At 70.1% G+C, this 26,273-nt stretch carries 22 protein-coding genes and 1 pseudogene; 10 read left to right on the top strand and 13 right to left on the bottom strand.

The genetic code is table 11. The features are described 5' to 3' along the window. Positions 1-184: 184 nt before the first annotated feature. A complete protein-coding gene (locus OP79_RS15360; RefSeq protein ID WP_078491803.1) occupies positions 185-1,876 on the bottom strand; it encodes an alpha/beta hydrolase in 1,692 nt (563 codons plus the stop codon). 233 nt (positions 1,877-2,109) lie between these two features. Between OP79_RS15360 and OP79_RS15355 the strand changes: the two genes are divergently transcribed. Together OP79_RS15355 and OP79_RS15350 are read left to right on the top strand one after the other, a co-directional pair. Next, a complete protein-coding gene (locus OP79_RS15355; RefSeq protein ID WP_157857318.1) occupies positions 2,110-2,535 on the top strand; it encodes a GyrI-like domain-containing protein in 426 nt (141 codons plus the stop codon). A gap of 180 nt (positions 2,536-2,715) precedes the next feature. Then, on the top strand, positions 2,716-3,612 hold the full coding sequence (locus tag OP79_RS15350; protein ID WP_033320738.1) for an ATP-grasp domain-containing protein: 897 nt from the start codon (positions 2,716-2,718) through the stop codon (positions 3,610-3,612). On the opposite strand, the gene OP79_RS15345 is transcribed toward OP79_RS15350, so the two are convergent. The 10 genes and pseudogenes from OP79_RS15345 to pgfA all read right to left on the bottom strand — a co-directional run bounded on the left by OP79_RS15345 (position 3,581) and on the right by pgfA (position 16,421). Then, positions 3,581-4,192, bottom strand: coding sequence for a hypothetical protein (locus OP79_RS15345; protein WP_051744675.1), 612 nt, complete (start codon positions 4,190-4,192; stop codon positions 3,581-3,583). The two genes, OP79_RS15350 and OP79_RS15345, sit on opposite strands and share 32 nt — an antisense overlap. Next, on the bottom strand, positions 4,080-5,030 hold the full coding sequence (locus tag OP79_RS15340) for an FkbM family methyltransferase (protein WP_051744674.1): 951 nt from the start codon (positions 5,028-5,030) through the stop codon (positions 4,080-4,082). The genes OP79_RS15345 and OP79_RS15340 overlap by 113 nt, the downstream gene beginning before the upstream one ends. Then, the gene (locus tag OP79_RS15335) at positions 5,027-5,260 is read right to left on the bottom strand and encodes a Trm112 family protein (RefSeq protein WP_033320736.1); all 234 of its coding nucleotides are present in this window, start codon (positions 5,258-5,260) and stop codon (positions 5,027-5,029) included. The genes OP79_RS15340 and OP79_RS15335 overlap by 4 nt, the downstream gene beginning before the upstream one ends. Before the next feature lie 401 nt (positions 5,261-5,661). Then, positions 5,662-6,576, bottom strand: a pseudogene (locus OP79_RS15330) (hypothetical protein); the annotation flags it as partial. 3 nt (positions 6,577-6,579) lie between these two features. Beyond that, on the bottom strand, positions 6,580-7,323 hold the full coding sequence (locus OP79_RS15325) for a class I SAM-dependent methyltransferase (protein WP_033320735.1): 744 nt from the start codon (positions 7,321-7,323) through the stop codon (positions 6,580-6,582). After that, complete coding sequence (locus OP79_RS15320; RefSeq protein ID WP_245685331.1) at positions 7,320-8,717, bottom strand: condensation protein; 1,398 nt, start codon at positions 8,715-8,717, stop codon at positions 7,320-7,322. The genes OP79_RS15325 and OP79_RS15320 overlap by 4 nt, the downstream gene beginning before the upstream one ends. Then, a complete protein-coding gene (locus OP79_RS15315) occupies positions 8,714-13,291 on the bottom strand; it encodes an alpha-(1->3)-arabinofuranosyltransferase (protein WP_033320734.1) in 4,578 nt (1,525 codons plus the stop codon). The genes OP79_RS15320 and OP79_RS15315 overlap by 4 nt, the downstream gene beginning before the upstream one ends. Further along, complete coding sequence (locus tag OP79_RS15310) at positions 13,288-14,070, bottom strand: class I SAM-dependent methyltransferase (RefSeq protein WP_051744673.1); 783 nt, start codon at positions 14,068-14,070, stop codon at positions 13,288-13,290. The genes OP79_RS15315 and OP79_RS15310 overlap by 4 nt, the downstream gene beginning before the upstream one ends. Then, positions 14,067-15,218, bottom strand: a complete 1,152-nt coding sequence (locus tag OP79_RS15305; protein ID WP_033320733.1) for a glycosyltransferase family 4 protein — start codon at positions 15,216-15,218, stop codon at positions 14,067-14,069. The genes OP79_RS15310 and OP79_RS15305 overlap by 4 nt, the downstream gene beginning before the upstream one ends. Positions 15,219-15,443: 225 nt before the next feature. Then, positions 15,444-16,421: a cell envelope lipid trafficking protein PgfA gene (pgfA, locus tag OP79_RS15300; protein WP_033320732.1), complete on the bottom strand. Its 978-nt coding sequence runs from the start codon at positions 16,419-16,421 to the stop codon at positions 15,444-15,446. 267 nt (positions 16,422-16,688) lie between these two features. On the opposite strand from pgfA, the gene OP79_RS55990 reads away from it, so the two are divergent. The 8 genes from OP79_RS55990 (at position 16,689) to arfA (ending at position 24,941) form a co-directional block, all read left to right on the top strand. Next, complete coding sequence (locus tag OP79_RS55990; RefSeq protein WP_169786196.1) at positions 16,689-16,841, top strand: hypothetical protein; 153 nt, start codon at positions 16,689-16,691, stop codon at positions 16,839-16,841. 2 nt (positions 16,842-16,843) lie between these two features. Then, positions 16,844-18,094 (top strand): PucR-like N-terminal domain-containing protein, encoded by a 1,251-nt coding sequence (locus OP79_RS15295; protein WP_033320731.1) that lies wholly within the window; start codon positions 16,844-16,846, stop codon positions 18,092-18,094. 252 nt (positions 18,095-18,346) lie between these two features. Beyond that, entirely contained in the window at positions 18,347-19,120 is a 774-nt protein-coding gene (locus tag OP79_RS15290; protein ID WP_033320730.1) for an IclR family transcriptional regulator, read from the top strand. Continuing rightward, positions 19,117-19,968 carry an SMP-30/gluconolactonase/LRE family protein gene (locus OP79_RS15285; protein WP_033320729.1) on the top strand — a complete coding sequence of 284 codons (852 nt, stop codon included), beginning with the start codon at positions 19,117-19,119 and terminating at the stop codon, positions 19,966-19,968. Before OP79_RS15290 ends, OP79_RS15285 begins: the two co-directional genes overlap by 4 nt. 175 nt (positions 19,969-20,143) lie before the next feature. Next, positions 20,144-21,499, top strand: coding sequence for an extracellular solute-binding protein (locus OP79_RS15280; RefSeq protein WP_033320728.1), 1,356 nt, complete (start codon positions 20,144-20,146; stop codon positions 21,497-21,499). Continuing rightward, on the top strand, positions 21,496-22,437 hold the full coding sequence (locus OP79_RS15275; RefSeq protein ID WP_033320727.1) for a carbohydrate ABC transporter permease: 942 nt from the start codon (positions 21,496-21,498) through the stop codon (positions 22,435-22,437). The genes OP79_RS15280 and OP79_RS15275 overlap by 4 nt, the downstream gene beginning before the upstream one ends. Then, positions 22,434-23,294, top strand: coding sequence for a carbohydrate ABC transporter permease (locus OP79_RS15270; protein WP_033320726.1), 861 nt, complete (start codon positions 22,434-22,436; stop codon positions 23,292-23,294). Before OP79_RS15275 ends, OP79_RS15270 begins: the two co-directional genes overlap by 4 nt. 132 nt (positions 23,295-23,426) lie before the next feature. Beyond that, positions 23,427-24,941: an arabinosylfuranosidase ArfA gene (gene arfA, locus OP79_RS15265; protein ID WP_033320725.1), complete on the top strand. Its 1,515-nt coding sequence runs from the start codon at positions 23,427-23,429 to the stop codon at positions 24,939-24,941. 217 nt (positions 24,942-25,158) lie between these two features. On the opposite strand, the gene OP79_RS15260 is transcribed toward arfA, so the two are convergent. Both OP79_RS15260 and OP79_RS15255 read right to left on the bottom strand, forming a co-directional pair. Then, entirely contained in the window at positions 25,159-25,845 is a 687-nt protein-coding gene (locus OP79_RS15260; RefSeq protein ID WP_033320724.1) for an alpha/beta fold hydrolase, read from the bottom strand. 246 nt (positions 25,846-26,091) lie between these two features. Next, positions 26,092-26,250: a GNAT family N-acetyltransferase gene (locus OP79_RS15255; RefSeq protein ID WP_157857317.1), complete on the bottom strand. Its 159-nt coding sequence runs from the start codon at positions 26,248-26,250 to the stop codon at positions 26,092-26,094. Positions 26,251-26,273 lie beyond the last annotated feature (23 nt).

Below are 26,273 nucleotides of genomic sequence, written 5' to 3'. Positions count from 1 at the left end.
TCGTGGGCCCGCGATGCGCCCGTACGTCCTGGGAGTTCGCAGGCCGACCACCCCGACTGCTTCCGCGCACCCCACCCATGGCCATCGAGGCCTGAGCGCGCAGTGGGGCACCCCCGGCTTGGTGGCCGGGGGTGCCCCACTGCGCGCTCAGAGGTCGAACCAACCGCGCCGTCTTCGCCGAGAGTCAGCGGGTGGCGCGGTACCTACGCAGGGCGAACAGCAGTCCGCCGCCGGTGAGGAGGAGGGCCGCGCTGACACCCGCGAGATTGGCCATGGTGGTGTTGCCACCGGTCTCGGCCAGCTTGGGTGCGGCGAAGGGAGGCGCGTCCTGTTGGCACCTTGTTCCGGTCGGCGGGAGGGCGCCGTCGATGAGGTAGCGGCTCGCATGAGAGTTGACGCAGCCGCTGGGGTTGAACAGTGCCGTGTGCCCGACTGCGTCGTGGGTCAGCAGGCGGGCATTGGCCAGCTCCTTCGCCATGGCCTGCGCGGCCGACAGGGGAGTTGAGGGGTCGTAGGTGTTCCCGACCACCAGGATGGGGTTCGCCGTCGGCTTGTTCCATGGGCCGCGGTAGCGGTCCTCGGCGACCGCCGGCCAGGAGGCACAGCCCGCGGAGGCCCAAACCCAGTAGCGTCCGGTGTCCCCCGCACGGGCGGCGGCGGCCTCCGCCAGGGTGTGGTACGCACCGGGGTCCCGCGGGTTGGGGCTGTCGCCGCAGAAGACCGCGGTGCTCTGTTCCTCGCCCAGGTACGGATTCGGGTTGGGGACCGGTGGCGGGGGCGGGAGGGGGGACGGCTCCGGGGCGCGGTCCTGCCACAGGTCCTGCAGCCTGCCGGCGAGCTCTGTCCCTCCGAGCTGGACGTCGTAGAGGCTGCTCACCACGTCAGCCACCGTGCCGGCGGAGGTCCACGAGCCCACGGGCTCCTTCCGGAGCCGCTGCAGCAGACGGTCGTACTTGTCCTGGGTCGCCTTCGGGCTGCCGGCGGAGAACGCGCAGCGGGCGGCCGTCGTGGATCCGCACAACGTGAGGAACCGGTTCACGGTCTCCGCGGCGCTGCGGCCGGAGCCCAAGCGCTGGAACGACGTGGTCCGGGAGGCTTCGTCGGAGGCGTTGTCCGTCCAGGCCTGCGGGTCCCAGTCGGCGTCGAAGACCATGGCGCGGACCCTGCCGGGGAAGAGGTTCGCGTAGGTGGCGCCCAGGTACGTGCCGTAGGAGATCCCGTAGTAGGTGAGCTGCTGATCGCCCGCCGCCTTGCGAAGCTGGTCGAGGTCGCGAGCGTTGTCGGCGGTCGACACATGGCGCAGGAGCTCGGGGGCACGCTGCTCACAGCGCCGGCCCAGTTCCTCGTACGCGGCGGTGAAGGTCGCCCGCTCCTTCTCTCCCACCGGGAAGCCCGCCGCTTTGCTCGCATTCCAGTCTGCGGCTTCCTCAGGACTCGCGAAGCAGTTCACCGCGGTGCTGTTGCCGATGCCGCGGGGGTCCCAGCTGACGATGTCGAACCGCTCCCGCACCTCGCGCGGGAAGGACTCGTAGTTCTGTGGCATCTGGACCGTTCCTGGCCCGCCGGGTCCGCCGGGGTTGAAGAACAGAGTGCCGATGCGCCGTCCGGGGCCGGTCGCCTTCCGTTTGACGACTGCCAGCTTGATGCTGCGGCCACCCGGGTCGTCGTAGTCCAGCGGTACCTTCGTGGTCGCGCAGTCGAACGGGCTGCCCTCTGTGCAGGGTCTCCAGTTCAGCTTCGGGACCGGCACCGACGGTGTGGGCGCTCCGCCGGCCACGGCCAGGTCCTGCCCGGCCCAAGCGGCCGAGCAGGTCATCAGCGCGGCGACGACGGCGGCGTAACTTCGACGGCGCGCTGTCGGTCCTGGTATGTGCATGGGTCGTCCTTTCACGGCTGAGCGCCCGCCACCCGTTGTGCGGGGGAGCGTCGGCACGTATCCGTGTCCACGGCACCGCGTCCCGGGAACGCGCGCGAGCCGGCCGCGGCCATATGGTCGAACCACGCGTCACGGTGTCGTCGGCGGCCATGCCCGGCGCCCGGTCGCAAGCCCAGTCCACCTCGTACTGCCTCGGGGCCTGATGTCAGTGCCGAGTGCTTGTATTCGGTGCCATGACACCTTCGGTATTTCCCGCCCCGCCCGATCGCATTGAGCGGCCGGACGTCGCCGTCATGCAGCAGGCCACCGTCGACGAGTTGCCCCGAATACAGCAGCTCTGGCCGTCGTTCGAGAAGCTGGTCGGGTTGCGCGGACGCAAGATGTACGCGCAGATCGACGTACGCCAGAACACCTACACGGTCTGCACGCCGGTCAAGGAGGACGACCACCCCGACCTCTTGGGCCTGCAGCTCGGCACCTTGCCAGGAGGCTTCTATCTGCGCGGTCGCCTTGTCGGCGACCCTCCCCAGCTCTATGAGCGAATCGGCGACGGGATGGCCGAACTCGAGGCGATGCTGCCGGTCGATGACACCCGGCCCCTGGTCGAGTTCTACCGGCGGCACGACCAGATCGAGCTGTGGGTGCCGATCCGGTCGTGACAGCAGCTCGGCCCCGGGCTCAGGGCGAATCGGTCGTTCCTCGTCGTGCACCGATGCTGGGCCTCCCCAAAGGTGAAGGTCAATCCATGAGTTGCGGTTCCTTGCCGCTTGCTAGCCTGCGGGCCGGATCGCCGGGAAGGACCGGCGCACCGGAATCGACGTACGAACGAGGAGTCCGCCGTGGCACGCAGTACCCGCATAGCGCTCGTGACCTGTCGGGAGGTCGTGGAGAGCGGCAGGGACGTCGATCTGCCGGTGCTCGCGGGCGCGGTGGAGGAGGCCGGGGCGGCCGAGGCGGTCGTCGTGCGCTGGGACGACCCGGAGGTCGAGTGGGGCCGCTTCGACCTCGTCGTCATCCGGTCGACCTGGGACTACACCTGGCGGGCCGAGGAGTTCGTGGCCTGGGCCGAGTGGTGCGGGAAGGTCACGACGCTCGCCAATCCGGTCGACGTCGTGCGGTGGAATGCCGACAAGCGGTATCTCGGGGAACTCGCGGCGGCCGGCGTGCCCGTCGTCGACACGCGTTATCTCGCGCCCGGTGGCCCGGTCGACCTGCCCGAGGAGCAGGAGTACGTCATCAAGCCCACCTCGGGGGCAGGGGCCCGGTACGCGGCCCGTTACGCGCCGGGGGAGCGGGCAACGGCCGTACGCCATCTTGCGCGGATGCACGCGGAGGGGCTGACCGCGATCGTGCAGCCGTACGTACGGAGCATCGATACGGCGGGCGAACGGGCACTGCAGTTCTTCGGCGGGCGACTCCTCCATGCCATACGCAAGGGCGCCGTCCTCGAACCAGGGACCGCGTACGACGAGGACAAGGTCCCGCATCCGAACCTCCGGCCCTGGGAGCCGACCCCCGCCGAACTCGCCGTCGCTGAACGGGCGTTGGCGGCCATACCCGGCGACCCCGAGTTGCTCTACGCCCGCGTCGACCTCGTGGACGGAGACGACGGCGAGCCCCGCGTCATGGAGCTGGAGCTGATCGAGCCGAACCTCTTCCTCTCGCTGCACACGGACTCGGTGCCGGTCGTCGCGGAGGCGATCGTCAAGGCTGCTCAGCAGCGGCCTGCCCGCTGACGGCCACCCGCTGCAACAGCCCCCACGTGAACTCCGCCACGCAGTCCCGTCGTACGCCTGAGGAGTCCGGCACCGTGAACTTCAGCCCCCACCGCGTCGGCGCCGTCCCCTCCAGCGGCTGGACGGGAGCGAAGGCGCGGGCCGCCTCGTCCACCGTGCAGGACCAGGGCGTCAGGTCGTCGAGCGTGCGCAAGGAAGGACCGGCCGCGCCCGGCGCCCGTACCAGCCACTCGTTCCAGATCGCTCCGTTCGGGGCGAGGAGCACCTCGAAGCGGAGGTCCGGCCACAGGGGTACGGGCCAGAGCCGGGCCTCGCACTCCAGGTCGCCGATCTTCCGGGCAGTGACCGTCTCCGGCTGGCCGAGGACGGAGTGGTAGCGCGAGGCGGCCGAGCGTGAGCGGGGGCCGCGGATCATCGCCTGCCAGCGGCGGTTGGCCTCGCGCATCTCTGCGATCGAGACGCCCAGCTCACGACGGGCGTCCTCCACCAGGTCCGGATTGTGGTCGGCCATGCGGCGCAGCAGGACGAGCTGGAAGTCGAGCCGGGTGAAGGGGCTGGTGGGTCGTTTCGCGGCGGGCATGTGTCCCATCCTCGCGGACACGCGTTCCATCGTCGTGTACGGGACGCTCGTCGCGTACGGGGTGTTCGCCCGGGCGGCGGCCGTCCGGCAGGAACAGGACGGAGTTCACGTACCGGATGTACCGGTGGCCGCGGAACGGCAGCACCCGGCGGACCAGGCCCTGGGAGACGACGTGCGAGGCGCGCTCCTGGTGGGCTTCCAGGTCGAAGGAGGACAGCGGGAGCCAGGTGTCGCCGGGCAGGACCCAGCCCTCGTAACCGTGCTGGGCGAGATGGGAGACGACCGGGGCGATCGGCTGGATGCGGGCCTCCAACTCGATGAACAGGGCCGGCCGGTCGCGGGTCAGCAGGGCGGTGGCACCGTGCAGGACCGCGAGTTCGTTGCCGTCGACGTCGATCTTGACGAAGCCGACGTCGTGGAGGTCCAGGCTGTCCAGGGTGACGCAGGGGACGTCCAGGGCGCGGGCGTGGATGTCCCGGCGGATGAGTGAGGAGACGCCGCGGTCGCCCTGGTCGCCGGGCGGCAGCCACAGCCGGGCGGTGCCCGGGCGGTCGCTGGCGGCGGCGCGGACCACCCGTACGTTGCCGGGAGTGGCGTCGGTCAGTAAGCGGGCCAGGTGCGGAACCGGCTCTACGGTCACCACGCGGCGGGCCCGGTCCGACAGACGGCGCGTCCAGGGGCCGTACCAGCCGCCGACGTCCACGGCCGTGCCGCAGTCAGGCGGGCACAGCTCGGGGAGCCGGGCCAGCTCGGGCTCGAAGCGCGGGTAGACGAACCGGGCCGCCGCGGCGACGACGCGGAGCGGGATGAAGGGGGCTAGGCGGGCGGCCAGGGTCATGGGGTGATCCGTTTCAAGAGCTCCTCGTGTTCGTCCTCGGTCACCTGCTCGCCGGAGGACGGGAGGAGCTGGGGTATGCCGTCGACGATCGGGTAACGGCGTTGCAGACGTGGGTTGTAGAGGGCGTCGCCCGGCCCTTCCGGCTCCTCCGGTTCCTGTGCGAGGAGGTGCAGGGGCCCCTTGTCCAGCGGGCACGCCAGGATCTTCAGCAGCGGGTCGTCAGGTTTCATGGTGGGGTCAACTCTCGGGTGGGGGCTGGGTGTTCGGGCTTGGATGCCGGTTCGGACTCAGAGGGCCGCTCGGGCTCCGATGGGGACTCGGGCTCCGGGGTCTGGTCAGGCTCCGACGGGGAGTCGGATTCCGGGGTCTGGTCGGGCTCCGATGGGGACTCGGGCTCCAGGGTCTGGTCAGGCTCCGACAGGGAGTCGGATTCCGGGGGCTGTTCGGACTGCGACGGGGAGTCGGATTCCGGGGGCTGTTCGGACTGCGACGGCCGCTCGGATTCCGACGTCGGCTCATGGTTCTCATGGTCCGGAGGCGGTTCGGTTTCCGAGTGGGACTCGGGCTCCGTCGGCCACCCGGACTCCGAAAACCATGCCGACACCGGCGGCGGCTCCGGCTCCGGCTCCGACGGCGGTTCCGGATCCGACGGTCGGGGCTCCGGCTTCGCCGGCGGGTCGTGCTTGGGCATCGCGAGGAGTACGGAGACCGCCAGCGCCGTACCGCCGAGGCGCAGCGCGAGCCGTACCGGGTCCTCGGGAAGCGCCTCGCCGAACGCGAGCGTGCCGAGTCCCGCCGTGAACAGGCAGGTCACCGTCGTACAGACCGGCACGATCAGCGAGGCCCGGCTGCGTTGCAGCGCCGCCTGCGACATGATCAGGCCGAACGCGCCGGTGAACATCAGGATGTAGGGATACGGGGAGACCAGCAGGTCGAGCACCGCTCCGCCGAGGCCGTCTGTCGTCAGGTAGCTCGACACGCCCTTGATGGCCAGCGAGCTCACCCCGTACAACAGGCCCACCGCCACGCCGTATTCGACCCCCGTGGTCGGCATACGGTGCCGGCGCCGCGCGCGGTGCTCGGCGGAGCCGTACAGCCAGACGCCCATCGCGAGCGTCGGCAGGCAGACCAGCAGGATCGTCGAGACGGGGGCGCTGCGGCTGACGGTGTCGGAGCGTTCGTTCAGCGACAGTACGACCATCAGCAGCGCGGCGAGGATGGCGCCGAGTGCGTACCGCTCGCGGCCGGAGGTCTCCTCGCCGAGCAGTTTCGAGGAGAGCAGGACGAGGATGACCAGGCCGGAGACGAAGATGCCCTGGGCGGCGGCGATCGGCAGGGTGCGGTAGACGATGAGCTGGGCGCCGAAGCCGCTGGCCAGGGCGATGGAGCCGCCGATCCACAGCGGGCTGCCGAGGACGAGGCGCAGCAGGCGCGCCGGTTCGCGGACGCTCACCGAGGGCATGGCCGTCAGCGCCCGTTTCTCCAGGACGAAACCGGTGCTGTACAGAACGTTCGCCAGCAGCGCCGCGGCTACCCCCCACCACATGGGCTACGTCCTCCGTGCGTGCAGGAGCAGAATCGAGGACATGGATGGTGCCCGGCACGCCAGCCGGTCCAGTGGACGCATCGGGCGCGGTACACCGTGGAAGGGCGCGCCCCGCAGCTGTACGACCTCGAAGCCCGAGGCGGCCACGAACTCCCGTAGCGCGCGGGCGGTGTAGAGCCGCAGATGGCCCACGACCTCCTGGCCCGGGCGGCCGTGGATGGCGCGCAGGCTCACCTCGGAGAAGACGGGCTGGACGCCGGCGAGGAGCAGGGCCCGGTTGTACCAGGCGGCCAGGTTCGGGGTGGAGAGCATGAGATGACCTCCGGGGCGCAGGATCCGGTGGATCTCGTCGAGGGCCGCATCCGGGTCCACGAGGTGTTCGATGACCTCGCTGAACAGGACGGCGTCGGCGCTGGCGGACTGGAACGGCAGCCCGCCGTCGGTGAGTTCGCCGCGTACCGCGTACGGGATGTGGGCGTGCGCGCGTTTCAGGGCGTCCTGGGACCAGTCGACGCCGATGATGCGGTGGCCCGCGAGGAGCGGGGCGGCGGTCGCCGCGGCGGTGCCGTCGCCGCAGCCGATGTCGATGACGGTCTGTACGCCGGACGTGGCCGGGCCGAGGGCGGCGGCGAGCATCCGGGCCTGGCGGAGGCTTCGGGGGGTGCCGGAGGCGACGGTGACGTCCGGGTCCTCGTAGAAGTCCCTCAGGCCGTGCGGTCGTTCGTGCTGGGGCGGGGCGGTGGTCATGGGCCGTTCCCCCTTGCGGGCTGTTCGCTCGTCGGCTGCTCGCTGGTCGGTTTTTCCCTTGCGGGCTTCTCCTGCGGGGACTCCTCCGCGTGCTCCGTCGCGTGCAGGTAGTGCTCGAACAGATCGCGGAGGTGGCAGCCGTCGCCGTGGCTGAGGAGGGTGCGGGACCAGCGCAACGCCAGGTGCAGCCGGCCCGCCGTGGCGGCCGTCGTGACGGTCAGGCCACGGGGCATGCGGGCGGGGGCGGAGAACCACACCGCGTTCGCGCGGCCCGCTCCCTCGCCGAAGTCTAAGGGGTACGGGACGCGGCCGATGTTGCTCAGCAGGGTCGTCGACGTCCAGGGCGCGGCTGCTTTGCGCAGGCCTCTGGTGAGTGCGGCCCGCCAGGGCACGGGGGCCCAGGGGGCGGTCAACAGGGCGGCTCCGTGGCCGAGTTGGGGCCGGGGCTGGGCCTTGAGGGCGCGGGTGCGGTCGGCCGTACGGCGCAACAGGCGGGGCAGGTCGGAGGCGTCCAGCTCCTCGGGTGCGAACGGGACTTCGACGAGCCGGGTGCCGTTGCCGATGGGCATGTCCGTGCCGCGCGGCCGGTCGTCCACCGGCATCGTGATGCGCATGGGCCGGGGGCGGGCGCCGTGTTCCCGGTTCCAGTGGGTGAGCATCAGCGCGGTGGCCACCATGAGCTGGTCGTTCACGGTGTACGGGGCGCCCTTGGGCCGGCGCGGCACTCTCAGCTCGGACACGAGCATGCCGTTGCCGGGAGAGGGCTCCGGGGTGCCGTGCGCGACCCGGGCGGGCGGGGCCCAGCTGGATGGGGCCTCAACCTCCTTGGGGGCGTCGCCTGTTGTACGGACCGGGGGCGCGGCGGGGGAGTTGTCGCGGCCTCCGTAGACCTCGGCCGCGGTGGCCAGGACCCTCAGACAGGCGGGTCCGTCCAGGGCGGTGTGGTTGATGGTGAGGAAGAGAACGGTGCCGTCGTCCTCCGGATCACGGACGACCTCCAGCCTGATCGGCGGGGACGCCGAGAGCGGCGGGGCGGAGGCGAGCGCCCTGTCCCGGGCGTGCTTCAGGGCGTCGCGGTCCGGCGCCGGGAACGTCACCACCTCCGCCACGTCCGGGTCGCGGGTGAGTTCCCACTCGTAGCGGCGGCGGTACCAGGGCCCCGCCGCCTCGCGCATCAGGATGCGCGGGTGGCGGTGCAGGGCCTCGGTGAACGCCGCCTTCAGCCGGGCCGCGTCCAGGTGGCCCGGCAGATGGACCTCGATGTGGACGGTCTCCGGCTCCTCCTCCTGGAGGCAGTGCCGGGCGACCTCGTCCACGACGGGGAACGGGATCCGGGCGGGCGGCCGGACGGGTCCGTCCGTGCCGTCGCGCGCCGGGTGGTCCAGGGCGGTCATGTGGCTTCGCCTTCTCCCGTCTCTTCCTTGTCCCGTGGTGCCGTCGGTGTCGTCTCCTCGGACCGTGCCGCCTTGGACTTCGGCTTACGGAGCGGGAAGCGGACGGTCGGTGGATCGGGTATCCGCCGGTCCGACTCGGGGCCCCGCGCGGAGACGGTGGGCCCGGCCTCGTACTTCGGCGGCGTCTCGGAGGACTCCTCCTCCGTCGTCCGGGACGGCGGCAGCACTCCCGGCGCACCCGCACCCGGCTCCGGAGCCGCACCCGACGGGGACCCGGCCTCGGGCGCCCCCTCAGACGCTGTTCCGGTCGGCCCGTACGTCTCCCCGCGCTGCCGATGCGGCAGCGGCGCCTCCGGCGTGGGCCCGGGCGGCGGCACGGGCGGCAGAACACCGAAGCCACCGGGGCCTCCGGACTGCGAACCCGCAGGCGCAGCCCCCTGGGCCCCCTGAGGCTCCAGCTCGGCACCCCGTACCGACACCAGACCGGCGAACAGCCCGATCAGCGCCAGCAGTTGGGCCGCGGCCCCGAACGACCCCTCGTCCGCCGAGGTCGGCGTCCCCGCGCCCGTGGCGGCGGCGATCCCGGCCCCCGCGAGTGCGACGAACGCGATCGGCACCAGCAGCGTGTGCCGCTTCCACGCGATGAACGCGAGCACCGGCACCAGCAGTGCGAAGAACCCGGCGATCACGGCGGCCACCAGCGTGAGCGCCACGGTGCCCAGGATCATTCCGGGGGCGGGCGGCAGCGGCGAACGCTCGTCGGTGTTGGGCGAGTTGCGCCGGTACAGGACGAGACCCACGAGCGCGAGCACCCCGACGCCGCCGCCGATCAGCCCGGCCTCGTACGTCGTGGAGGGCTCGTACGACATCTTGATGGTGCCGCCCTCGCCCGCCGGGATCCGCCAGCCCTGCTGCCAGCCGTCGAGCCGGACCGGGTCCAGCTCGTCGCCGTTCAGCGTGGCCTTCCAGCCGTCGTTGAAGTTCTCGTACGTCGTCAGGTACGAGGCCGCACCCGAACCGACGCTCACCTCGCGGAGGTCGCCAAGCCAGTCCCGTACCTCCAGCTCACGCTCGGTCGTGGAGGGCGCCGGGACCGTGCCGCGGGTCAGCGTGACGTCCGTGACCGCCAGCGGTCCGGCGTCGCCCGCCTCGACGCGGTGCGCGCCCGAGTCGAGGGAGAGCGAGGTGTCCGCGCGGCCCTGCTGGCAGAGCGTCACCTCGATGGGCCGCCGCTTCATCAGGTCCTCGACGGTCCCTGAGGCGCTGGTCTCGTACAGCTCGTCGTCGATGGCGAGGGTCGGGCCCTGGCCGCACGGCAGGTCGAAGGTGCGGTCGACGTCGGGCTGCGGGGTGCGGTACTGGTCGAGCGCCGGGATGTACGCCTCGGTGAGGCCGACCGGCAGCTGCAGGTCGTCGTCGACGACCGGGTTGTGGACGGTCAGCTCCGCGGTGTCGGTGATCGTGATGTCCAGCCGGTCGGTGGTGATCGCCGGGAAGCGGACGATGCCGTTCTCGTCGGCATTGGCGATCGCCGCGCCGTCCGGCGAGCTGATGTCCACCTTGGTGGGCCGGGTGGACAGACCGCCCGCGGGCGGCAGCACGATCTCGTCGATGGCCTGCTTGCCCTGCCAGCGCAGATGGATCGTGGGGTTGTCCCCGGCGATCCAGGCGGTGGTCAGATCGCCGTCGGTGAGATTGCGGGGCGACAGACCGACACCGAGGCCGGCCGTGGATTCGGCGGTCGCGGTGAGCTGGTTCTGCTGCTCGGGCGCCACCCGGTAGAGCAGTTCGTCGAGTTCGGTGCTCGAGATCGGGACCGCGCTCGCCTTCACCTCGTACGAGCCCGCCGCCTCGGAGTTCCAGCGGCGGTGCAGGCCCGCCTCCGTGCCCGTCGGGGAGACGCCGCCCGGGTCGGAGGCCCGGTGCAGCGAGACGACCTCGGCGGCGGCGTCGGTGCGCTCGGCGTCCTTGGGGAGCCGCAGCATGCGGGTCACCTGGACGTCGGGGATGCTGATCTCGGAGAAACCGGCACCGGTGAGACCGGCATGCCGGGCCACCGAGTCGACGATGGTGATCCGCAGCCAGTCCGTCTCGCCCTCGGGCGCCTTGATCCGCTGCCGCATGCCGTTGGCCTGGAGGTAGCTCGTCGCGGAGCCGTTCTCGGTCTCCACCCGCACCCGCGTCGGCGCAGAGCGCACACTGTCCTGCGGCAGCGGCGTGACCCGGATCGAGGAGGGGATGTCGGTCTTCTCCGTGAAGCCGATCCGCAGCCACTCACCGTCCGCCGAACCCGCGGCGCCCTCGGCCCACGCGGTGTTCGGGTTGCCGTCGAAGGCGTTCACGGGGTCGTACTGCGGCAGATAGAACATCCAGTTGCCGCTCGACGAGGCGGTCACCGAACGGGCGCCGCGCAGCTCGGCCACCGTCTGGTGCTGGATGCCCTCCGTCGGCAGGATCTGGTGCGGCTTCTCACCGGCGTCCTGGGAGCTGCCGGAGTGATTGCGTTCGTCGCGGGTGTACGTGTACGAGGTGTTGGCGTTGACAAGACCGAAGCGGGTGTCGGCGCGCCGCAGCCCGTCACCCGTCACCTGGAGCGGGGGAGTGCCGAGCCCGGGGTGGTTGTCACCGGTGAGCACGGCGGGCCGGTCGCGGAACGCCGGATCGGCGGACATCGGCAGCAGCGCCTCGGGGCCGCCGGAGACGACGGCCGTGTCGGCGACCGCCTTCAGTCCGGCCTGCCCGGGCCGCTGCACGTCCTCGGCAGGCTCGTAGATCTCGACGGCGCGCTGGCGCGGATACAGACCCTCGATCTGTATCGGGCTGTTCTCCGGGATCGTCCCGCCCGTCATCACCGGGCCGAGGCCGGTCACCCGGCGGTAGCCCGACTCCTCCAGGGTGCGCTTGACGGTCGAGGTCGGTACGTAGCCCATCTGGTCCGGGTCGAGATCGTTGCGTACGACGACGTAGTGGAGCCCGGCCCGGCTCAAGTAGTCGCCCAGGCCCGGGACTTCGCTGCCGGTCAGCAGTGCCTGCTCGACCGCGTCCATGGCGCGCCGGTTGCCCGCGGTGCCGAACGGCACATAGTCGCGCTGCGCCCAGCGGGACTCGGCGAGCACGTCGAGGGGCTGGTCGATGGAGGAGCCCCAGGTGTAGATGCCGTGCGCGGTGGCGGGGACGACGAGGGCGCGGGAGTCGGGCGAGTTCTTCTCCAGCCAGTCGGCCGTGGCCTGCCAGTACTTGGGCAGCTCCTGGAACGAACCCGGCTGCAGGATCGACCCGTTGAGGTAGGGGAGCGCGAGACCGGGCAGCACGAGCACCGCCGCGATCAGCGGGGCGAACCGCCGGCCGCGTACGGGACGCGCGCCCCGAGTCTCGGAAGCGATGCCGACCAGGTGCATCAGCCCGAAGACCAGCGCGAGGGCCAGGCCCACCTGGAACTTGTAGATGTTGCGGAACGGAGCGAGGCCGCCGTCCAGCCAGCCCTGGAAGGTCTCGTGGAAGGGCGCGCCGAACGAACCGCCGTACCCGGCAAGGGTGATGAGCGCGACCGACAGCACGACCAGCACCAGCCAGCGCCGTTCGGGCAGGTCGCGGCGGGCGAGCCCGGCGAGACCGAGGCCGGCCGCGAGGGCCGAGCAGACGATGACGACGACCGAGGAGGCGACGGTCCAGCCGGCGGGCAGCCAGGCCTCGCCGAAGTTCAGATAGGCGACCCAGTTACCGGCGCCGCGCAGCATCTCCGTGGCCGACATGGTGGCCGTGGTGGTCTGCGAACTCTCGATGTACGGAAGGAAGTTCTCGCCGTAGATGCCGAGCAGCAGCAGCGGAATGACCCACCAGGCGGTCGCCAGGAGCACCCCAGGCACCCACCAGGCGATCAGCTTGCGCTGCCTCGGGCCGCGGGGGCGGGAGAGGAGATACAGGCCGACGGGCAGCAGGGCGGCCAGAGTTGTCGCCGCGTTGACACCGCCCATGAAGGGGATGAGCAGCGCCGAGCGCAGGGCGGCGATCCGCGCGCTGTAGCGCTCGTTCGTCAGCGGCAGCAGCACCCACGGCAGCATCGCGCCCGGCAGCGCCGCCGCCGAGGTCGAGCCGACGACGATGGTGAACACCGGCCACAGCGCGTACACCACCGCGCCGAGGAGGCGGGAGGGGCGGTTGCCGATGCCGAGCCGTTCGGCCAGCCGCAGCGCACCCCAGAAGGCGACGCTCACGATGAGCGACAGCCACAGGCGCTCGGCCAGCCACACCGGTATGCCCAGCAGGTCGGTCAGCGCGTAGTACGGCAGCATCGGGAAGGAGTAACCGATGTACTGGTCGGCGATTCCGCCGAAGCCGCCGCGGTCGTGCCAGAGCTGACCGAGATCGGCCATGAACTGCCAGGGGTCGACCGTGACTCCGAGCTTGGTCTCGAAGGTCTGCCGGCCCGGGTCCACGGCCAGGAACAGCACGAACACCACGGCCCAGAACCCCAGAAGCCACCGTCGTGACCTCGGCCCCTCGGGGGGGTCGGGCACAGGAGGGAGGGGACGTGTCGGCGCCGGGGGAGGAGCCGACTGGACCGTGCTGGTCATGGATACCGCCGGAGTATGAGGAGGAGATTCCAGGTGGCGAACTCGCGCAGCCCCGGCGCCTTCGCGACGGTTTCCGCGAGGAACGGCCAGTAGCGGGAGCGCGCGGAGACGACCGTGACGTCGTCTCTTTCGCGCACCTGCCTGAGGGTGGTTCCGATATGTACGGCGAAGAGGTTCTCGCCGAGTGTGTGCTTGGCGTCCTTACCGGTACGCCGCTGGTAGCGGGCGCGGGCCCGCTCGGCACCGAAGTAGTGCCAGGGCGCCCACTCGTGGCCGCCCCAGGGGGACAGCCAGTTGGTGAACGACACGTAGATGAGTCCGCCGGGCTTGGTGACGCGGACCATCTCACTGATGAAGGTCTGCGGGTCGGCCACATGCTCGAGGACGTTGGAGGAGAAGCAGACGTCGGCGACACCGTCCGCCAGCGGCAGCAGATAGCCGTCCGCGACGACCGCGCCCTGGGGCGGCTTCTCGCCGAGTTCCTGTACGTCCGGCTCGAAGAGGTAGGCGTGCGCGCCGCGCCGCTGGAACTCCTCGGTGAAATAGCCGCCCCCGCCGCCCACGTCCACGACGGTCCGGCCATTGACCGGACCGTCGTACGCCTCGACTTGGTCGACGGCGTCACGGGCGAGCAGCGAGTAGCAGGCCTCCGGGTCTTCTTGTTCGTGGAGGAAGGCGCGGAAGAGGGCGACGGAACGGCGCAGTGAAGGATCCTTCAGACCCGTCCCCGTACGTCTGCCCTTGCCCGTGCCTCTGCCGGAACCCGTGGAAGTGCTCATGGCTGGTAGCTCCTCACCGCCTCCGCCGCCACCGCGCGGAACTGCCGCACGGTCTGGTGCCAGCGGTACTGGGCGGCACGTTCACGGGCAGCCTTGCCCATCAGGGTGCGGCGTTCGGCGGACAGGGCGAGGGTGCACCAGGCCGCCGCGAACGACGACTCGCCGCGGGCGAGGAGCCCGGTCTCGCCGTCCACGATGGAGTCCCGCAGACCTGGTACGTCGAAGGAGATGGCCGGAGTCTCACGGGCAGCGGCCTCGGTCACCACCAGACCCCAGCCCTCGACGGCCGAGGGGTGCAGCAGCAGCCAGGAGGCGCAGAGCAGCCGGTGCTTCTCGGCTTCGGAGACATGGCCCTTGAACTCCACGCCGGGGCCCGCGAGTTGCTCCAGGCGCTGGCGTTCGGGCCCGTCGCCGACGATCACCAGACGGCCGCCGGTGATCGGGCGGACCCGCTCCCACAGCCGCAGCAGCAGATCGATGCGCTTGTACTCGACGAGCCGACCCATCGCCAGGAACAGCGGCTCCGGGGAGCGTTCGGACCGTGGGCCCGGCTCCTCGACGCCGTTGTGGACGACCCGTATGCGCTCACGCTCGACGCCGATGTCGCGCAGCGCGTGGGCCGTCGACGGGGAGACGGCGACCAGCAGATTGTTGCGCTGGGCGCCCGCGAGCGCCCAGTGCTCAAGTCTTCGGCCGAGGCGGGCGGCGGGCGCAAGCGGACCGCCGAACCGCATCTTCCACAGGTCGGTGTGTACGTGGTTGACCAGGCACAGGGTCGGTCCGCGATGCCACAACGGCGCCAGGTACGGCATCCCGTTGCAGACCTCGACCAGCAGATCGCAGTCGCCGACCTGGCGCTGGAAAGCCGAGCGGACCTTCAGGTAGTGGCCGAGGTCGCCCCCGGCCGACACGACTCGGTAGTCGCGGTGCGCGGCCGGCCCCCCGCACAGCAGGGTGACCTGGTGGCCGAGCTGGGTCAGGCCCTCGGCGAGCTTGTCGACGAGGAGTTCGGAGCCGCCCGCCGCCGCGTTGCCGAAGTCACGGCGGGCGAGGAAGACGATGCGGCGCGGTTGCGGGGGATGCGCCGGGGGTCGCTGCGCGGTGCGGGGGAAAGCAGCGCGCAACGACGAAGGCACGTGCTGGGGCATTGGTGCTCCAACTCGTCTCGGGGTGCGGAACCAGCGTGGGGGGTACGGCAGGTGCGGCGTTTTCGGCAAGCTCACGCGGTGCGGATGTGTGGTGGTTGTGGGACCGGCTGTGGCGATGGTGTGGGCAGGCTGTGTTTGGGTGGGGGTGGATAGTTTTCGCCCACCGGTTCGATGCTGCTACTCACCCAGGTGACAAATTCCGGCCTTTATCGAGCTGACGTCTCATCACATTGTGAGCGGCTGCTGGGACGACTCGGACGTTTCAGGATTTGGACGCCCGCGCACCACCAAAATGACCCCCACGATGGCGAGCAGTCCGCCCGCCAAACCTGCCCCGATGGGCAACGTCTGTCCCACCAGGCTCAGTCGACGACTGTCAGCCTTGGCGAGTTTCACCTGTTCCTTCTGCGTGTCCGTGGTGAAGGCGATGCGCTTGACGTCCAGCAGCACCGCGGCGTCCTCGTCGGAGCCGGGCGCCCGCAGCGTCTGACGGATCCCGGTCGCCGCGTACATGATCCGGCCCGTGGCCTGGTCGACGACCAGCTCGAGACCGTGGTTGGCGTACCACTCCTCGGCGAGCACCTGGCTGCGCTCGGGCTGGTCCACGATGGTGCCCGGCACCATCCGGGTGCCGTTCTTGGTGGGCGCCACCTTCGCGGTGAACCGCACGCCCTCGTACCCCTGGATCTTCTTCTTGCCCCGGTACTCCATGGTGATCGTCGAGCCCAGGGTGCTGTCCCACCAGCGGTAATCGCGCTCCTGCACGCCGAAGGGGAACTTCAGATACGCCTCGCCCTCGATGTACGGCTCCTCCTTGCAGCAGTGCACCGGAGCGTTCGTCTTCCGGTTGGTCACCCAGCGCTCCACCGTCCAGAGCAGCGCGTCATGCGGGTCGGCCGCCGGCAGCGACTTCTCGGTGTCGAGGGTGGTCGAAACATCCCAGACCGCCCGGCCGCTCTTCTCGCTGTCGGCGACATCGCCGCGGACCTGCCGGGTGATCGTGATCTTTTTGTTGTGAACGGTTTCGACTTCGTCCGTGTCGAAGTAGCTTCCCGTGCCGGTGAGTACGGTCTTGCTGTCGATGTCGATCGGGTTCTGCTTAGCACGCGGTTCGACATACCAGGCGAGCAGGGGGGCCAGGACGAGCAGAAACACGCCCAGACCCAGGATGATCAGCGAAAACGGTGAGGCGGTGCGGCGCATCCGGGCACTCCAGAGGCTTGTGGTGGCACGGCACAGGGATGTGCGGGCACAGTGATGGGAGGGTGCACAAGCGGTATGGGCCGGGAACCGTAGGCGCACCCTTGACTAAGTGTCAATGCATTGTCGAGACTGTCCCCTGCCGGAAGGGACCGGCTGGGGCGTATGAATGGGCAGGCAGCCGCACGGATTTCTGATGCGGTTGATCCGGGGTGGGACCACCATTCAACCCGGTGGGACCACCTTTCGACTGAGAGGGCTGACCTTTCGATGCCCAGACTGCTTGCCGCCCTGCTGACGGTAACCGCCGCCGCCGTACTCGCCGTTGGTGCCGCCGTCGGCATAGTCGCGCTGCTGAACGCGACTCCGGAACAGCCCAACACCCCCCTCATCACGTATGAGACGGCCGGCCGGGAACGCTGACCATGGCGCTCCGCCCCGTAACCACCGGAACCATCAGCACGCGCTCGGCCTGGCGTGACGTACCGCGCCTCCAGGTCCGGGAGTTCGCGGCCATCGCCTTGGCCGAGGCGCCGGACCTCGCCGAGGAGATCCTGCGGGAGATCCGCCGCGAGTACCCCCATCTGCCCGTCGTGCTCGACGACTCCGGCGAGCCCATGGCGCTGATCGGCATCCGCCGGGCCATCGAGGTCTTCATCCAGCATCTGGAGAGCTCCGAGGGCCGCCCGCGCGTCCACCCCGAGGTCTTCCAGGAGTTCGGCCGCGGCGAGGGCCTCAACGGCCGCAGCCTCGACTCGCTCCAGGCGATCTACCGGATGGGAGTACGCCTGGCCTGGCGCCGTTTCGCCGAGATCGGGCAGCGCGTGGATATCCCGCCGCCCGCGATGTACGAGCTGGTCGACGCCGGTTACGAGTACCTGGACGGGCTCGTCGACCAGTCCGTACGCGGCTATGCCGAGGCCGCGGCCCGGCAGGCCGGCGAACGGCTGCGCCTCCAGCGCGGGCTGATGGAACTGCTGCTCACCGAGCATCACCGGGGCGACCCGACCGAGGCGTTCGCCGAACGGGCCGCGCGCATCGGCTGGCCGATTCCCGCCAAGGTCGCGGTGGGCGTACTGCTGCGGCCCGCCCGGGAGGCCGTGGCCCCCGCCGTCGGGCAGGGCGTACTGCTGGACATGGAGTACGAGCAGCCCCGGATGGTCGTGCCCGACCCGGTGGCCGCCGGGCGCCCCGAGCTGCTGCGGCGCGCGATGACCGGCTGGGCGGGCGCGATCGGCCCGCCCGTACCGCTGGCCGACGCGGCGAAGTCGCTGCGCTGGGCTGAGGCGGCGGTGCGGCTGATGGAGCGGGGGTTGCTCCCCTCCGGAGACGTCCTCTACTGCACGGAGCACACGGAGGCACTGGTCCTCCTCCAGCCGGAGGAACTGATCGACGACCTGGCGCGGCGGTGCCTGGCGCCGCTCACCCATTGCGGGCCCACCCACGGGCGGCGACTCGCGGAGACGCTGCTGGCGTGGCTGGAGACGCGGGGCGGGGCTCCTGAGGTGGCCGCGCGGCTGGGGGTGCACCCGCAGACCGTGCGGTATCGCCTTCGGCAGATTCGCGAACTCTGGGGCGACGAGGTCGACAACCCGGATCGGCGCTTCGAGCTGGAGCTGGTGTTGCGGGCGCAACGCCTCCGCGGGGAGCTGGGGGATCCGCGGGCTCGGCGCTGACGCTCCGCTGGTGGGCCGGTTTTATGCAGGCCGGTTGTGAGCCGCGGGTCCGTCGTGGCTGGTCGCGCCCACGCGGCGGAGCCGCAAATCGACACAGCCCCGCGCCCCTGACGGGGCGCCCCCCGGCTCTGTTTTCCCTGCTCAGGCCGTCGTGGTTACCTGCGTGTTGCCTGGCGAAAGCCACTATGCGTAGCCTGTGTTCGTTATGCCGATCATCTGTTGAAATATCGAACATCAGGGAGGGGGCCGGTCGTGGGACGTCTCGTGCCGGCAGTGACCCGGGCTCTCGACATTCTCGAGCTCTTTCTCGACGGGGACGGAACACTCTCCGCCCCCGACATAGTGCGCAAGCTCCAGCTGCCCCGCACCACCGTGCACGAGCTGGTGACCACGCTCGCCGCCCGCTCGTACATCGTGCAGGTGCCGGGCCAGCCGGGACGCTACCGCCTCGGCGTGCGCCCGTATCAGCTCGGCAGCCGGTACGCCGAGCAGCTCGACCTCGCCGCCGAGGGCCAGCAGGTCGCCCGCTCCGTCGCGGAGACCTGCGACGAGACCGTGCACGTCGCGATCCTGGAGGGCACGGACGTCATCTACATCGCCAAGGTCGACTCCACGCACGCCGTGCGCATGGTGTCCGCCGCAGGCCGCCGCCTCCCCGCGCACTGCACCTCCGTGGGCAAGATGCTGCTCGCCTCGCTCCCCGACTCCGAGCTGGCCTCACGGGTCCCCGAGGACGGCAAGCTCCCCGCGATGACACCGAACAGCATCACCGACCCGGCCGCCCTGCGCGAGGCCCTCGTCGAGATCCGCCGCCGGGGCGTCGCCGTGGAGCGCCGCGAGTCGAACCCCGACGTCAGCTGCGTCGCCGCCCCCGTACGCGACCGCACGGGCCAGGTCGTCGCCGCGCTCTCCATCTCCGTACCGATGATCCGCTGGAGCGACGACCGCCGCGGCGAGCTGGAGCAGCTCGCCGCCAAGGGTGCCGCGGAACTGTCGGAGCGACTCGGGCACCGGAGCGTGGCATGACGGTGGAAGTGGCCGTGCGCGAATACGCCACCCTGGGCGAGGGCCCGACCTGGGACGCCGACGCCCAGCGGCTGATCTGGATCGACATCCTCGGCTCCAGGGTCCATACGTACGAGCCCGGCTCCGGCCGCCGTACGGTCCTCGTGACCGAGCAGCACGTGGGCGCCGCGAAGCCGCGTACGGGCGGCGGTCTGGTGCTCAACCTCCGGGACGGCGTGGCCCTGTACGACCCGGCTGGTCCCGACGGCTTCCGCTGGCTGCACCGGGAGGTCGTCCCCGGGCGTCGCGCCAACGACGCGGCGGTCGCACCCGACGGTTCGCTGTGGGCGGGCACGATGCGCTACGACGAGGCACCGGGCGGCGGCAACCTCGCCCGTTTCACCGCCGACGGCACGGTGGAGGTCGTCCTCGACGACGTGGCCGTCAGCAACGGCACGGGCTGGAGCCCCGACGGACGCCTCATGTACTACATCGACTCGCCTACGCGCCGTATCGACGTCTTCGACATGGGAGACGACCAACGACCGGTCAACAGGCGGCAGTTGGCGGCCATCGAGGACGGCGCCGGCTTCCCCGACGGCCTCACCGTCGACGCCGACGGCTGCGTCTGGGTCGCTCTGTGGGACGGCGCCGCCGTCCGCCGCTACACCCCCTCCGGCGAGCTGGACCGCGTACTCCCGCTCCCCGTCCGCCGCCCCACGGCCTGTGCCTTCGGCGGCTCCGACCTGACGGACCTTTACATCACCACGGCCCGTGCGGGTCTGGAGGAGCCGCATCCGATGTCCGGCTCGGTGCTGGTGGTGCCGGGCGCGGGGAAGGGGCTGGCGCAGCCGGCGTTCGCCGGGTAGCCGCAAACTTCACGAAGCGCTTTCCCTGTCCAGCGGCTGGATCGGGAAAGCGCTTTCTGCGTGGACCCTTGACGCGCAAGCGCTTCGATTCTACGGTCCCGTTCGAAGCTGCGGGCGTCATTCGAAATCTCGAACTTCGAATAGCCGGTAGACACCTCGGACAATAAGGCGGGGCATGGGACGACCTGACCTGAATCGCAGGCAACTGCTGGGCGGAATCGGCGGATTGGCGGTCGCGGGCAGCTTCGGTTTCGCGGCGCTCGGGACCGGCGCCGATGCGCTCGCCTCCGGCGCGGACGCCCGGGTGCGCTACTGGAACCTCTTCAGTGGCGGCGACGGCGCCAACATGATCGCGATGCTGGACGCCTTCCGTAAGGAAAACCCCGGCATCGACGTGAAGGACTCCACCTTCCAGTGGGGCAACCCCTTCTACAGCAAGCTCGCCATGGCCGCCGCAGGCAACCGCGCACCCGACCTCGGCGTCATGCACCTGGGCCGGATCACCGGCTTCTCGCCCGGCCGTCTCCTGGACCCCTGGGACGTCGACCTGCTCGCCAAGTACGGCGTACGGGAAGCGGACTTCAACCCCGACCTGTGGAAGCGCGCTGTCATCGACGGCAAGCTCTACGCCCTTCCGCTGGACATCCACGTACAGCTCTGCTTCTACCGCAAGGACGTCTTGAAGAAGGCGGGGCTGCTCGGCGACGACGGCCGGATCGTGCCCGTGACGTCGACCGGCGAGTGGTTCGACGTGCTCAAGGAGGCCAAGAAGGCCACCAAGAAGGGCCTGCAGACCATCGGTTTCTGGATCAACGACCAGAACTTCCAGTGGTGGTTCTTCGTCGCCTTCTACACCCAACTCGGCGGCACCTGGTTCAACCAGGCCAACACCGAGGTCACCTTCGACACCGACAAGGCCGTCCAGGTCCTGGAGTTCCTGCGCCGGCACATCACCGACGGGTACGCCAACCCCGGCATGGGCTCGGTCGGCGCCGAACAGTTCATGAACGGCGCGCCCTTCGCCTGGGAGGGCAACTGGTCGGTGCCGGTTTTCTCCGGAGCGAAGCTCGACTACGGCGCGACCCCGCTGCCGCCCGTCTTCGGCAAGCAGGCCACCCACGCGGAGTCGCACGCCTTCGTCCTGCCCCACCAGGCCGACCGCGGCGGCGCCACGAACGAGGCCGCCCACCAGCTCGCCGCCTACGTCGTCCAGCACGCCCAGCAGTGGGCGGCCGGTGGCCACATCCCCGCGTACACGCCCACCCTGTCCACGGCCGCGTACAAGGAGCTGAACCCGCAGAGCGAGTACGTGTCGGCCATGGACCACCAGGCCACCGAGCCGAAGGTGTGGTTCGCGGGCTCCACCGGCATCCTCGCCCAGCGCATCGGCCCCATCGTCGTCTCCTCGACGATGGGCTCCGCCAAGCCGGAGGCCGTCGCCCGCCGGATGAAGGGCGCGCTCACCCAGTTGCTCGGCATGAAGAACCCCATGGACGGCCAGACCGCCGCGCAGGGAGGTGCCGTCGCATGACGACCGCAGGCACAGAGACCGTCCTCGCACCGCCTCGCGCGAAGACCGCCGCGCTGAGCGCCACCGTCCGCCGCAAGCAGGGCTTCCAGCACGGCGGCTGGTTCGTCGCCCCGTTCCTCGCCCTGTTCGTGCTCTTCGTGGTCTGGCCGCTGGTGCGCGGCGTCTACCTCAGCTTCACGGACGCCAACATCGCGGGCGACAGCGCCAACTTCGTCGGCCTCGACAACTACCGCGAGGCCCTCCAGGACCCACAGATGTGGGACGCCCTCAGCCACAGCGCGTACTTCACGCTGCTGGTCGTTCCCTGCATCACCGTCCTCGCCTTCCTCCTCGCGATGCTCGCCCACCACATCGAGCACGCCAAGTGGCTGTGGCGGCTGTGCTTCTTCGCCCCGTTCCTGCTGCCCTCCACCGTCGCGGGCAACCTGTGGCAGTGGCTGTTCAACCCCGGCACGGGCATGATCAACCACGTCTTCGGCATCGAGACCCCCTGGCTGACGGACAAGTCGTACGCCATGTTCGCCATCGTCATCACGACCCTGTGGTGGACGGTCGGCTTCAGCTTCCTGCTCTACCTCGCCGCGCTCCAGGGCATCCCCGCCCACCTCTACGAGGCCGCGAAGCTGGACGGCGCGAACGCCTGGCACCGCATGATCCACATCACCATGCCGATGCTGCGCAACATCACCGGGCTCGTGATCGCCCTGCAGATCCTCGCCTCGCTCCAGGTCTTCGACCAGGCAGTCGTGATGATGGACTTCTCGCCCGGGCCGGAGGAATCGACCCGCACCTTCGTCCAGTTCACTCTCGAAGAGGGCTTCACCAGCTACCGCGTGGGCTACGCCTCCGCCATCTCCATCATCTTCTTCGTGATCATCGCGGCCGTCGCCCTCGCGCGGATGTGGCTGCTGCGCAACCGTGAGGAGGGCGGCCGATGAGCACCGCCGCACAGATACGCGTCAAGCCCCGCAGGCCCTGGACGCCCAGCCAGATCGTGCTCACCCTCCTCGGCGCGGCCGTCTCCATGGTGTTCCTCGCCCCGCTCGCATGGGCACTGTTCACCTCGCTCAAGTCGGAGACCGAAGCCGTCGAGGTGCCGCCGCACTGGCTGCCGAAGGAGTGGACGGCCCAGGCCTGGTCGGCGATCTTCGAGACCGGCAACATCACCAACTGGTTCATCAACTCCCTGGTCGTCTCGGTGTGCGTGACGACGGTGGTGCTGACCGTGAGCGCCCTCGCCGGCTACGGCTTCGCCCGCACCGAGTTCCGCGGCAAGAACGTCCTGCTCGGCATCGTCATGGCAGGACTGATGATCTCCCCGGCCGTCCTCGGCGTCCCGCTCTTCACCACCGTCCAGCAGATGGGGATGGTCGACACGTACTGGGGCATGATCCTGCCGCAATGCGCACCCGCGGCCATGGTCTACATCCTCTACAAGTTCTTCCAGGGCATCCCACGCGAACTGGAGGAGGCCGCGTTCATCGACGGCGCCGGACGCTGGCGGGTCTTCTTCACGATCGTCGTCCCGCTCGCGAGGCCGTCCCTGGCGGCGGTGGGGATCTTCACCTTCATCGCCTCATGGAACAACTTCCTCTGGCCGTACATGGTGACCAACAACCCCGACCTGATGACGATGCCGAACGGCATCGCGACGGTCATGAACTCGTACGGCATTCAGTGGGCGCAGCTGATGGCGGGCGGGTTGATGGCCGGACTTCCGCTGATCATCGTGTTCGTCTTCTTCCAGCGGCAGATAGTGGCGGGGGTGGCCCACACGGGCTTGGCCGGCCAATGAACTCGCTCGAGCCAAGCGTCCCTTAAGGGGCGCGGGACCGTATCAATATGCGGCTCCGCCGTGCGGGCGCGACCAGCCACAACGCACCCGCAGCCGCCAACGCAAAAGAACACCCCTCCCCGAAAGGCGACCATGCACACCGCCCGCTTCACCCTCGACCCCGCTTTCAAGGTCGGCGAGGTCAACCCCCGACTCTTCGGCTCCTTCGTCGAGCACCTCGGCCGCTGCGTCTACACCGGCATCTACGAACCGGGCCACCCCAGCGCCGACGAAGACGGCATCCGAACCGACGTCCTGGACCTGGTCCGCGAACTCGGCGCGACAGCCATCCGCTACCCCGGCGGCAACTTCGTATCCGGCTACAAATGGGAGGACTCGGTAGGCCCCGCGGACGAACGCCCCCGCCGCCTCGACCTCGCCTGGCACTCGACCGAGACCAACCGCTTCGGCCTCTCCGAGTACATCGCCTTCCTCCGCAAGGTCGGCCCCCAGGCAGAGCCCATGATGGCGGTCAACCTCGGCACCCGCGGCGTCGCCGAGGCCCTGGAACTCCAGGAGTACGCCAACCACACCTCCGGCACCGCACTCGCGGAGAAGCGCGTCGCCCACGGAGACAAGGACCCCTTCGGCATCAAACTCTGGTGCCTCGGCAACGAGATGGACGGCCCCTGGCAGACGGGCCACAAGACGGCGGAGGAGTACGGCCGTATCGCCGCCGAGACGGCCCGCGCGATGCGCCAGCTCGACCCGACCGTCGAGCTGGTCGCCTGCGGCTCCTCCAGCCAGGGCATGCCGACGTTCGCCGAGTGGGAGGCGACGGTCCTCAAGGAGACGTACGACCTGGTCGACTACATCTCTCTCCACGCCTACTACTGGCCGGAGGACGGTGACATCGACTCCTTCCTCGCCTCCGCCGTCGACATGGAGTCCTTCATCGACAACGTCGTCGCGACCGCCGACCACGTGGGCGCGAGGCTCAAGTCGAAGAAGCGGATCAACCTCTCCTTCGACGAGTGGAACGTCTGGTACCTGCCCAAGTGGGAGGAGCACGCGAAGACGTTCGAGCAGGACGACTGGCCCGAGGCCCCCCGCCTCCTGGAGGACAACTACAGCGTCACCGACGCCGTCGTCTTCGGCTCGCTCCTCATCGCACTGCTCCGGCACGCGGACCGTGTGACCGTGGCCTGCCTCGCCCAACTCGTCAACGTCATCGCCCCGATCATGACCGAGCCGGGCGGCCCGGCCTGGCGCCAGACGACGTTCTTCCCGTTCGCGCAGGCCTCGAAGTACGGCCGCGGCCAGGTCCTCGACGTACGGGTCGACTCACCGACGTACGAGACGAAGAAGTACGGCGAGACGGACCTGCTGCACGCCACGGCCGTACGGGCGGAGGACGGCTCGGTGACGGTGTTCGCGGTCAACCGCAGCCGCACGGAGGCGCTCCCTCTCCAAGTAGCCCTGAACGGACTGGAGTTGACCTCCCTGGTCGAGCACACCGCACTCGCGGACGCCGACCCCGACGCCCGCAACACCCTCGACAACCCGGACCGCGTCACCCCGCACCCCGTCGACGGCACCACCCTCCAGGACGGCACGCTGAACGCTGTCCTGGAGCCCTTGTCCTGGAACGTGATCCGGCTTCGTTAGTACGTTCACCGGTCCACCGGCAGAAGCTCGTCGTGCGGAGGCGTGGGGGGAGGGCCACGCCTCACGGGCCCATGACCCCTACCCCGCAAAAAGCGTGAACACAAAGCGGCAGCATGTCCTCCAGACGCTCAAACGAGCACTGCGTGAACGCGACGCAGAGAAGTGCTCACGCCATGCGACTCAGCCCTCTGCGGCGGCGGTCGCGTGGGGCTGCTCATCAGGGCCTGTCGGCCGCCTCGGCCAGGATTCGGGCCAGCTCGGTGGGCTTGGTGACCATGGGCCAGTGGCCCGAGTCGATGTCGACGAAGTCGACGTGCTTGGCCCGGGCGAGTTCCGGGGCGTCGCCGGCGTTGATCCACTCCTGCGCCTGGGCGGGCGTGAACTCCGGGCATACGACCACGACCGGGACGTCGAGCCGCCGCTCGTCCGTCAGCCGCCCCACGCCCTTGGCGACGGCTGCGGGCACGGGAATCGCTGCAGCCGCGAACTTTCGCCTGGCCTCGTCGTCGAGGTCGGCGGCGTCCGGCCCTTCATAGGGGTCCCAGCCCGGGAAGGGCATGACGCCGTCCCTCACCTCGAAGAAATCGGCGTACGGCTGACCGTCGGCGGACGGGAAGCCGCCGATGAGGCAGACCTTGGCCAGCCCTTCCGGCCGCCGGTCGGCGGCAAGCCAGGCCAGCGTGCATGCGGCTGAATGCCCCACCACCATGGGCTTGCCGGGCGCCGCGTCCACCGCGGCGAGCACCGTCGCCACCTGGTCGTCGAGCGTGGCGGACGCGAGGCCGTCCCCCTGGCCCGGGAGAGTGAGCGGCACCGGGCGATGGCCGAGCGACTCCAGTGCGGACGCGACGCGGCCCCACACGGATCCGTCCAGCCACAGGCCGCCAATGAGCAGGATGTCCATAGTCAGTTCCCCTTCCCCAGCTTCATGGCCCTCACCGTAGGACGAGACCCGAACAAGCCGCTGCCGGTTTGCCCGACGGCCCGAGCGCCCCGGCTGCGCTCACGCCTCGCCCTGCGCGGCAAGACCTCTGGAGTACGGGGGTGTGATCGCGGAAATGTGACACTCGACCCCGTCACTGTCACATTCCCACGACAGCTACCCGCCCTACCCGTGGGCTCCTTTGCCTATCCCCACGCTGGTACTGCATCAAGGCGTGAGCCTTTTGGAGGCAGCGGCCCATTCGCGGTCGAGCATGGCGTGGACGACGGAGTCACGCCACCGGCCGGCCTTGAATATGTGCTCCCGGATGGTCCCCTCCTCGACCATGCCCGCGGCGGCCGTGAGCCGCCGGATACGCGAGGCCATCGCCATCGTCCGTTGCCGTTGAG

This window comes from Streptomyces yerevanensis, from assembly GCF_000716805.1.
Lineage (GTDB): Bacteria > Actinomycetota > Actinomycetes > Streptomycetales > Streptomycetaceae > Streptomyces > Streptomyces flaveus.
Note: the sequence above shows the minus strand (reverse complement) of the source record. Positions and strands in the feature narration are given on the sequence as shown.

Excerpts from the sequence above, each read along its gene's own strand:
- OP79_RS15270 (WP_033320726.1), top strand. The coding sequence starts at position 22,434 with ATGAGCACCGCCGCACAGATACGCGTCAAGCCCCGCAGGCCCTGGACG.
- OP79_RS15280 (WP_033320728.1), top strand. The coding sequence starts at position 20,144 with ATGGGACGACCTGACCTGAATCGCAGGCAACTGCTGGGCGGAATCGGC.
- OP79_RS15355 (WP_157857318.1), top strand. The coding sequence starts at position 2,110 with ATGACACCTTCGGTATTTCCCGCCCCGCCCGATCGCATTGAGCGGCCG.
- OP79_RS15295 (WP_033320731.1), top strand. The coding sequence starts at position 16,844 with ATGGCGCTCCGCCCCGTAACCACCGGAACCATCAGCACGCGCTCGGCC.
- OP79_RS15325 (WP_033320735.1), bottom strand. The coding sequence starts at position 7,323 with ATGACCACCGCCCCGCCCCAGCACGAACGACCGCACGGCCTGAGGGAC.
- OP79_RS55990 (WP_169786196.1), top strand. The coding sequence starts at position 16,689 with ATGCCCAGACTGCTTGCCGCCCTGCTGACGGTAACCGCCGCCGCCGTA.
- OP79_RS15345 (WP_051744675.1), bottom strand. The coding sequence starts at position 4,192 with ATGCCCGCCGCGAAACGACCCACCAGCCCCTTCACCCGGCTCGACTTC.
- pgfA (WP_033320732.1), bottom strand. The coding sequence starts at position 16,421 with ATGCGCCGCACCGCCTCACCGTTTTCGCTGATCATCCTGGGTCTGGGC.
- arfA (WP_033320725.1), top strand. The coding sequence starts at position 23,427 with ATGCACACCGCCCGCTTCACCCTCGACCCCGCTTTCAAGGTCGGCGAG.
- OP79_RS15360 (WP_078491803.1), bottom strand. The coding sequence starts at position 1,876 with ATGCACATACCAGGACCGACAGCGCGCCGTCGAAGTTACGCCGCCGTC.
- OP79_RS15340 (WP_051744674.1), bottom strand. The coding sequence starts at position 5,030 with ATGACCCTGGCCGCCCGCCTAGCCCCCTTCATCCCGCTCCGCGTCGTC.
- OP79_RS15260 (WP_033320724.1), bottom strand. The coding sequence starts at position 25,845 with ATGGACATCCTGCTCATTGGCGGCCTGTGGCTGGACGGATCCGTGTGG.
- OP79_RS15310 (WP_051744673.1), bottom strand. The coding sequence starts at position 14,070 with ATGAGCACTTCCACGGGTTCCGGCAGAGGCACGGGCAAGGGCAGACGT.
- OP79_RS15255 (WP_157857317.1), bottom strand. The coding sequence starts at position 26,250 with ATGGCCTCGCGTATCCGGCGGCTCACGGCCGCCGCGGGCATGGTCGAG.
- OP79_RS15315 (WP_033320734.1), bottom strand. The coding sequence starts at position 13,291 with ATGACCAGCACGGTCCAGTCGGCTCCTCCCCCGGCGCCGACACGTCCC.
- OP79_RS15285 (WP_033320729.1), top strand. The coding sequence starts at position 19,117 with ATGACGGTGGAAGTGGCCGTGCGCGAATACGCCACCCTGGGCGAGGGC.
- OP79_RS15320 (WP_245685331.1), bottom strand. The coding sequence starts at position 8,717 with ATGACCGCCCTGGACCACCCGGCGCGCGACGGCACGGACGGACCCGTC.
- OP79_RS15275 (WP_033320727.1), top strand. The coding sequence starts at position 21,496 with ATGACGACCGCAGGCACAGAGACCGTCCTCGCACCGCCTCGCGCGAAG.
- OP79_RS15335 (WP_033320736.1), bottom strand. The coding sequence starts at position 5,260 with ATGAAACCTGACGACCCGCTGCTGAAGATCCTGGCGTGCCCGCTGGAC.
- OP79_RS15305 (WP_033320733.1), bottom strand. The coding sequence starts at position 15,218 with ATGCCCCAGCACGTGCCTTCGTCGTTGCGCGCTGCTTTCCCCCGCACC.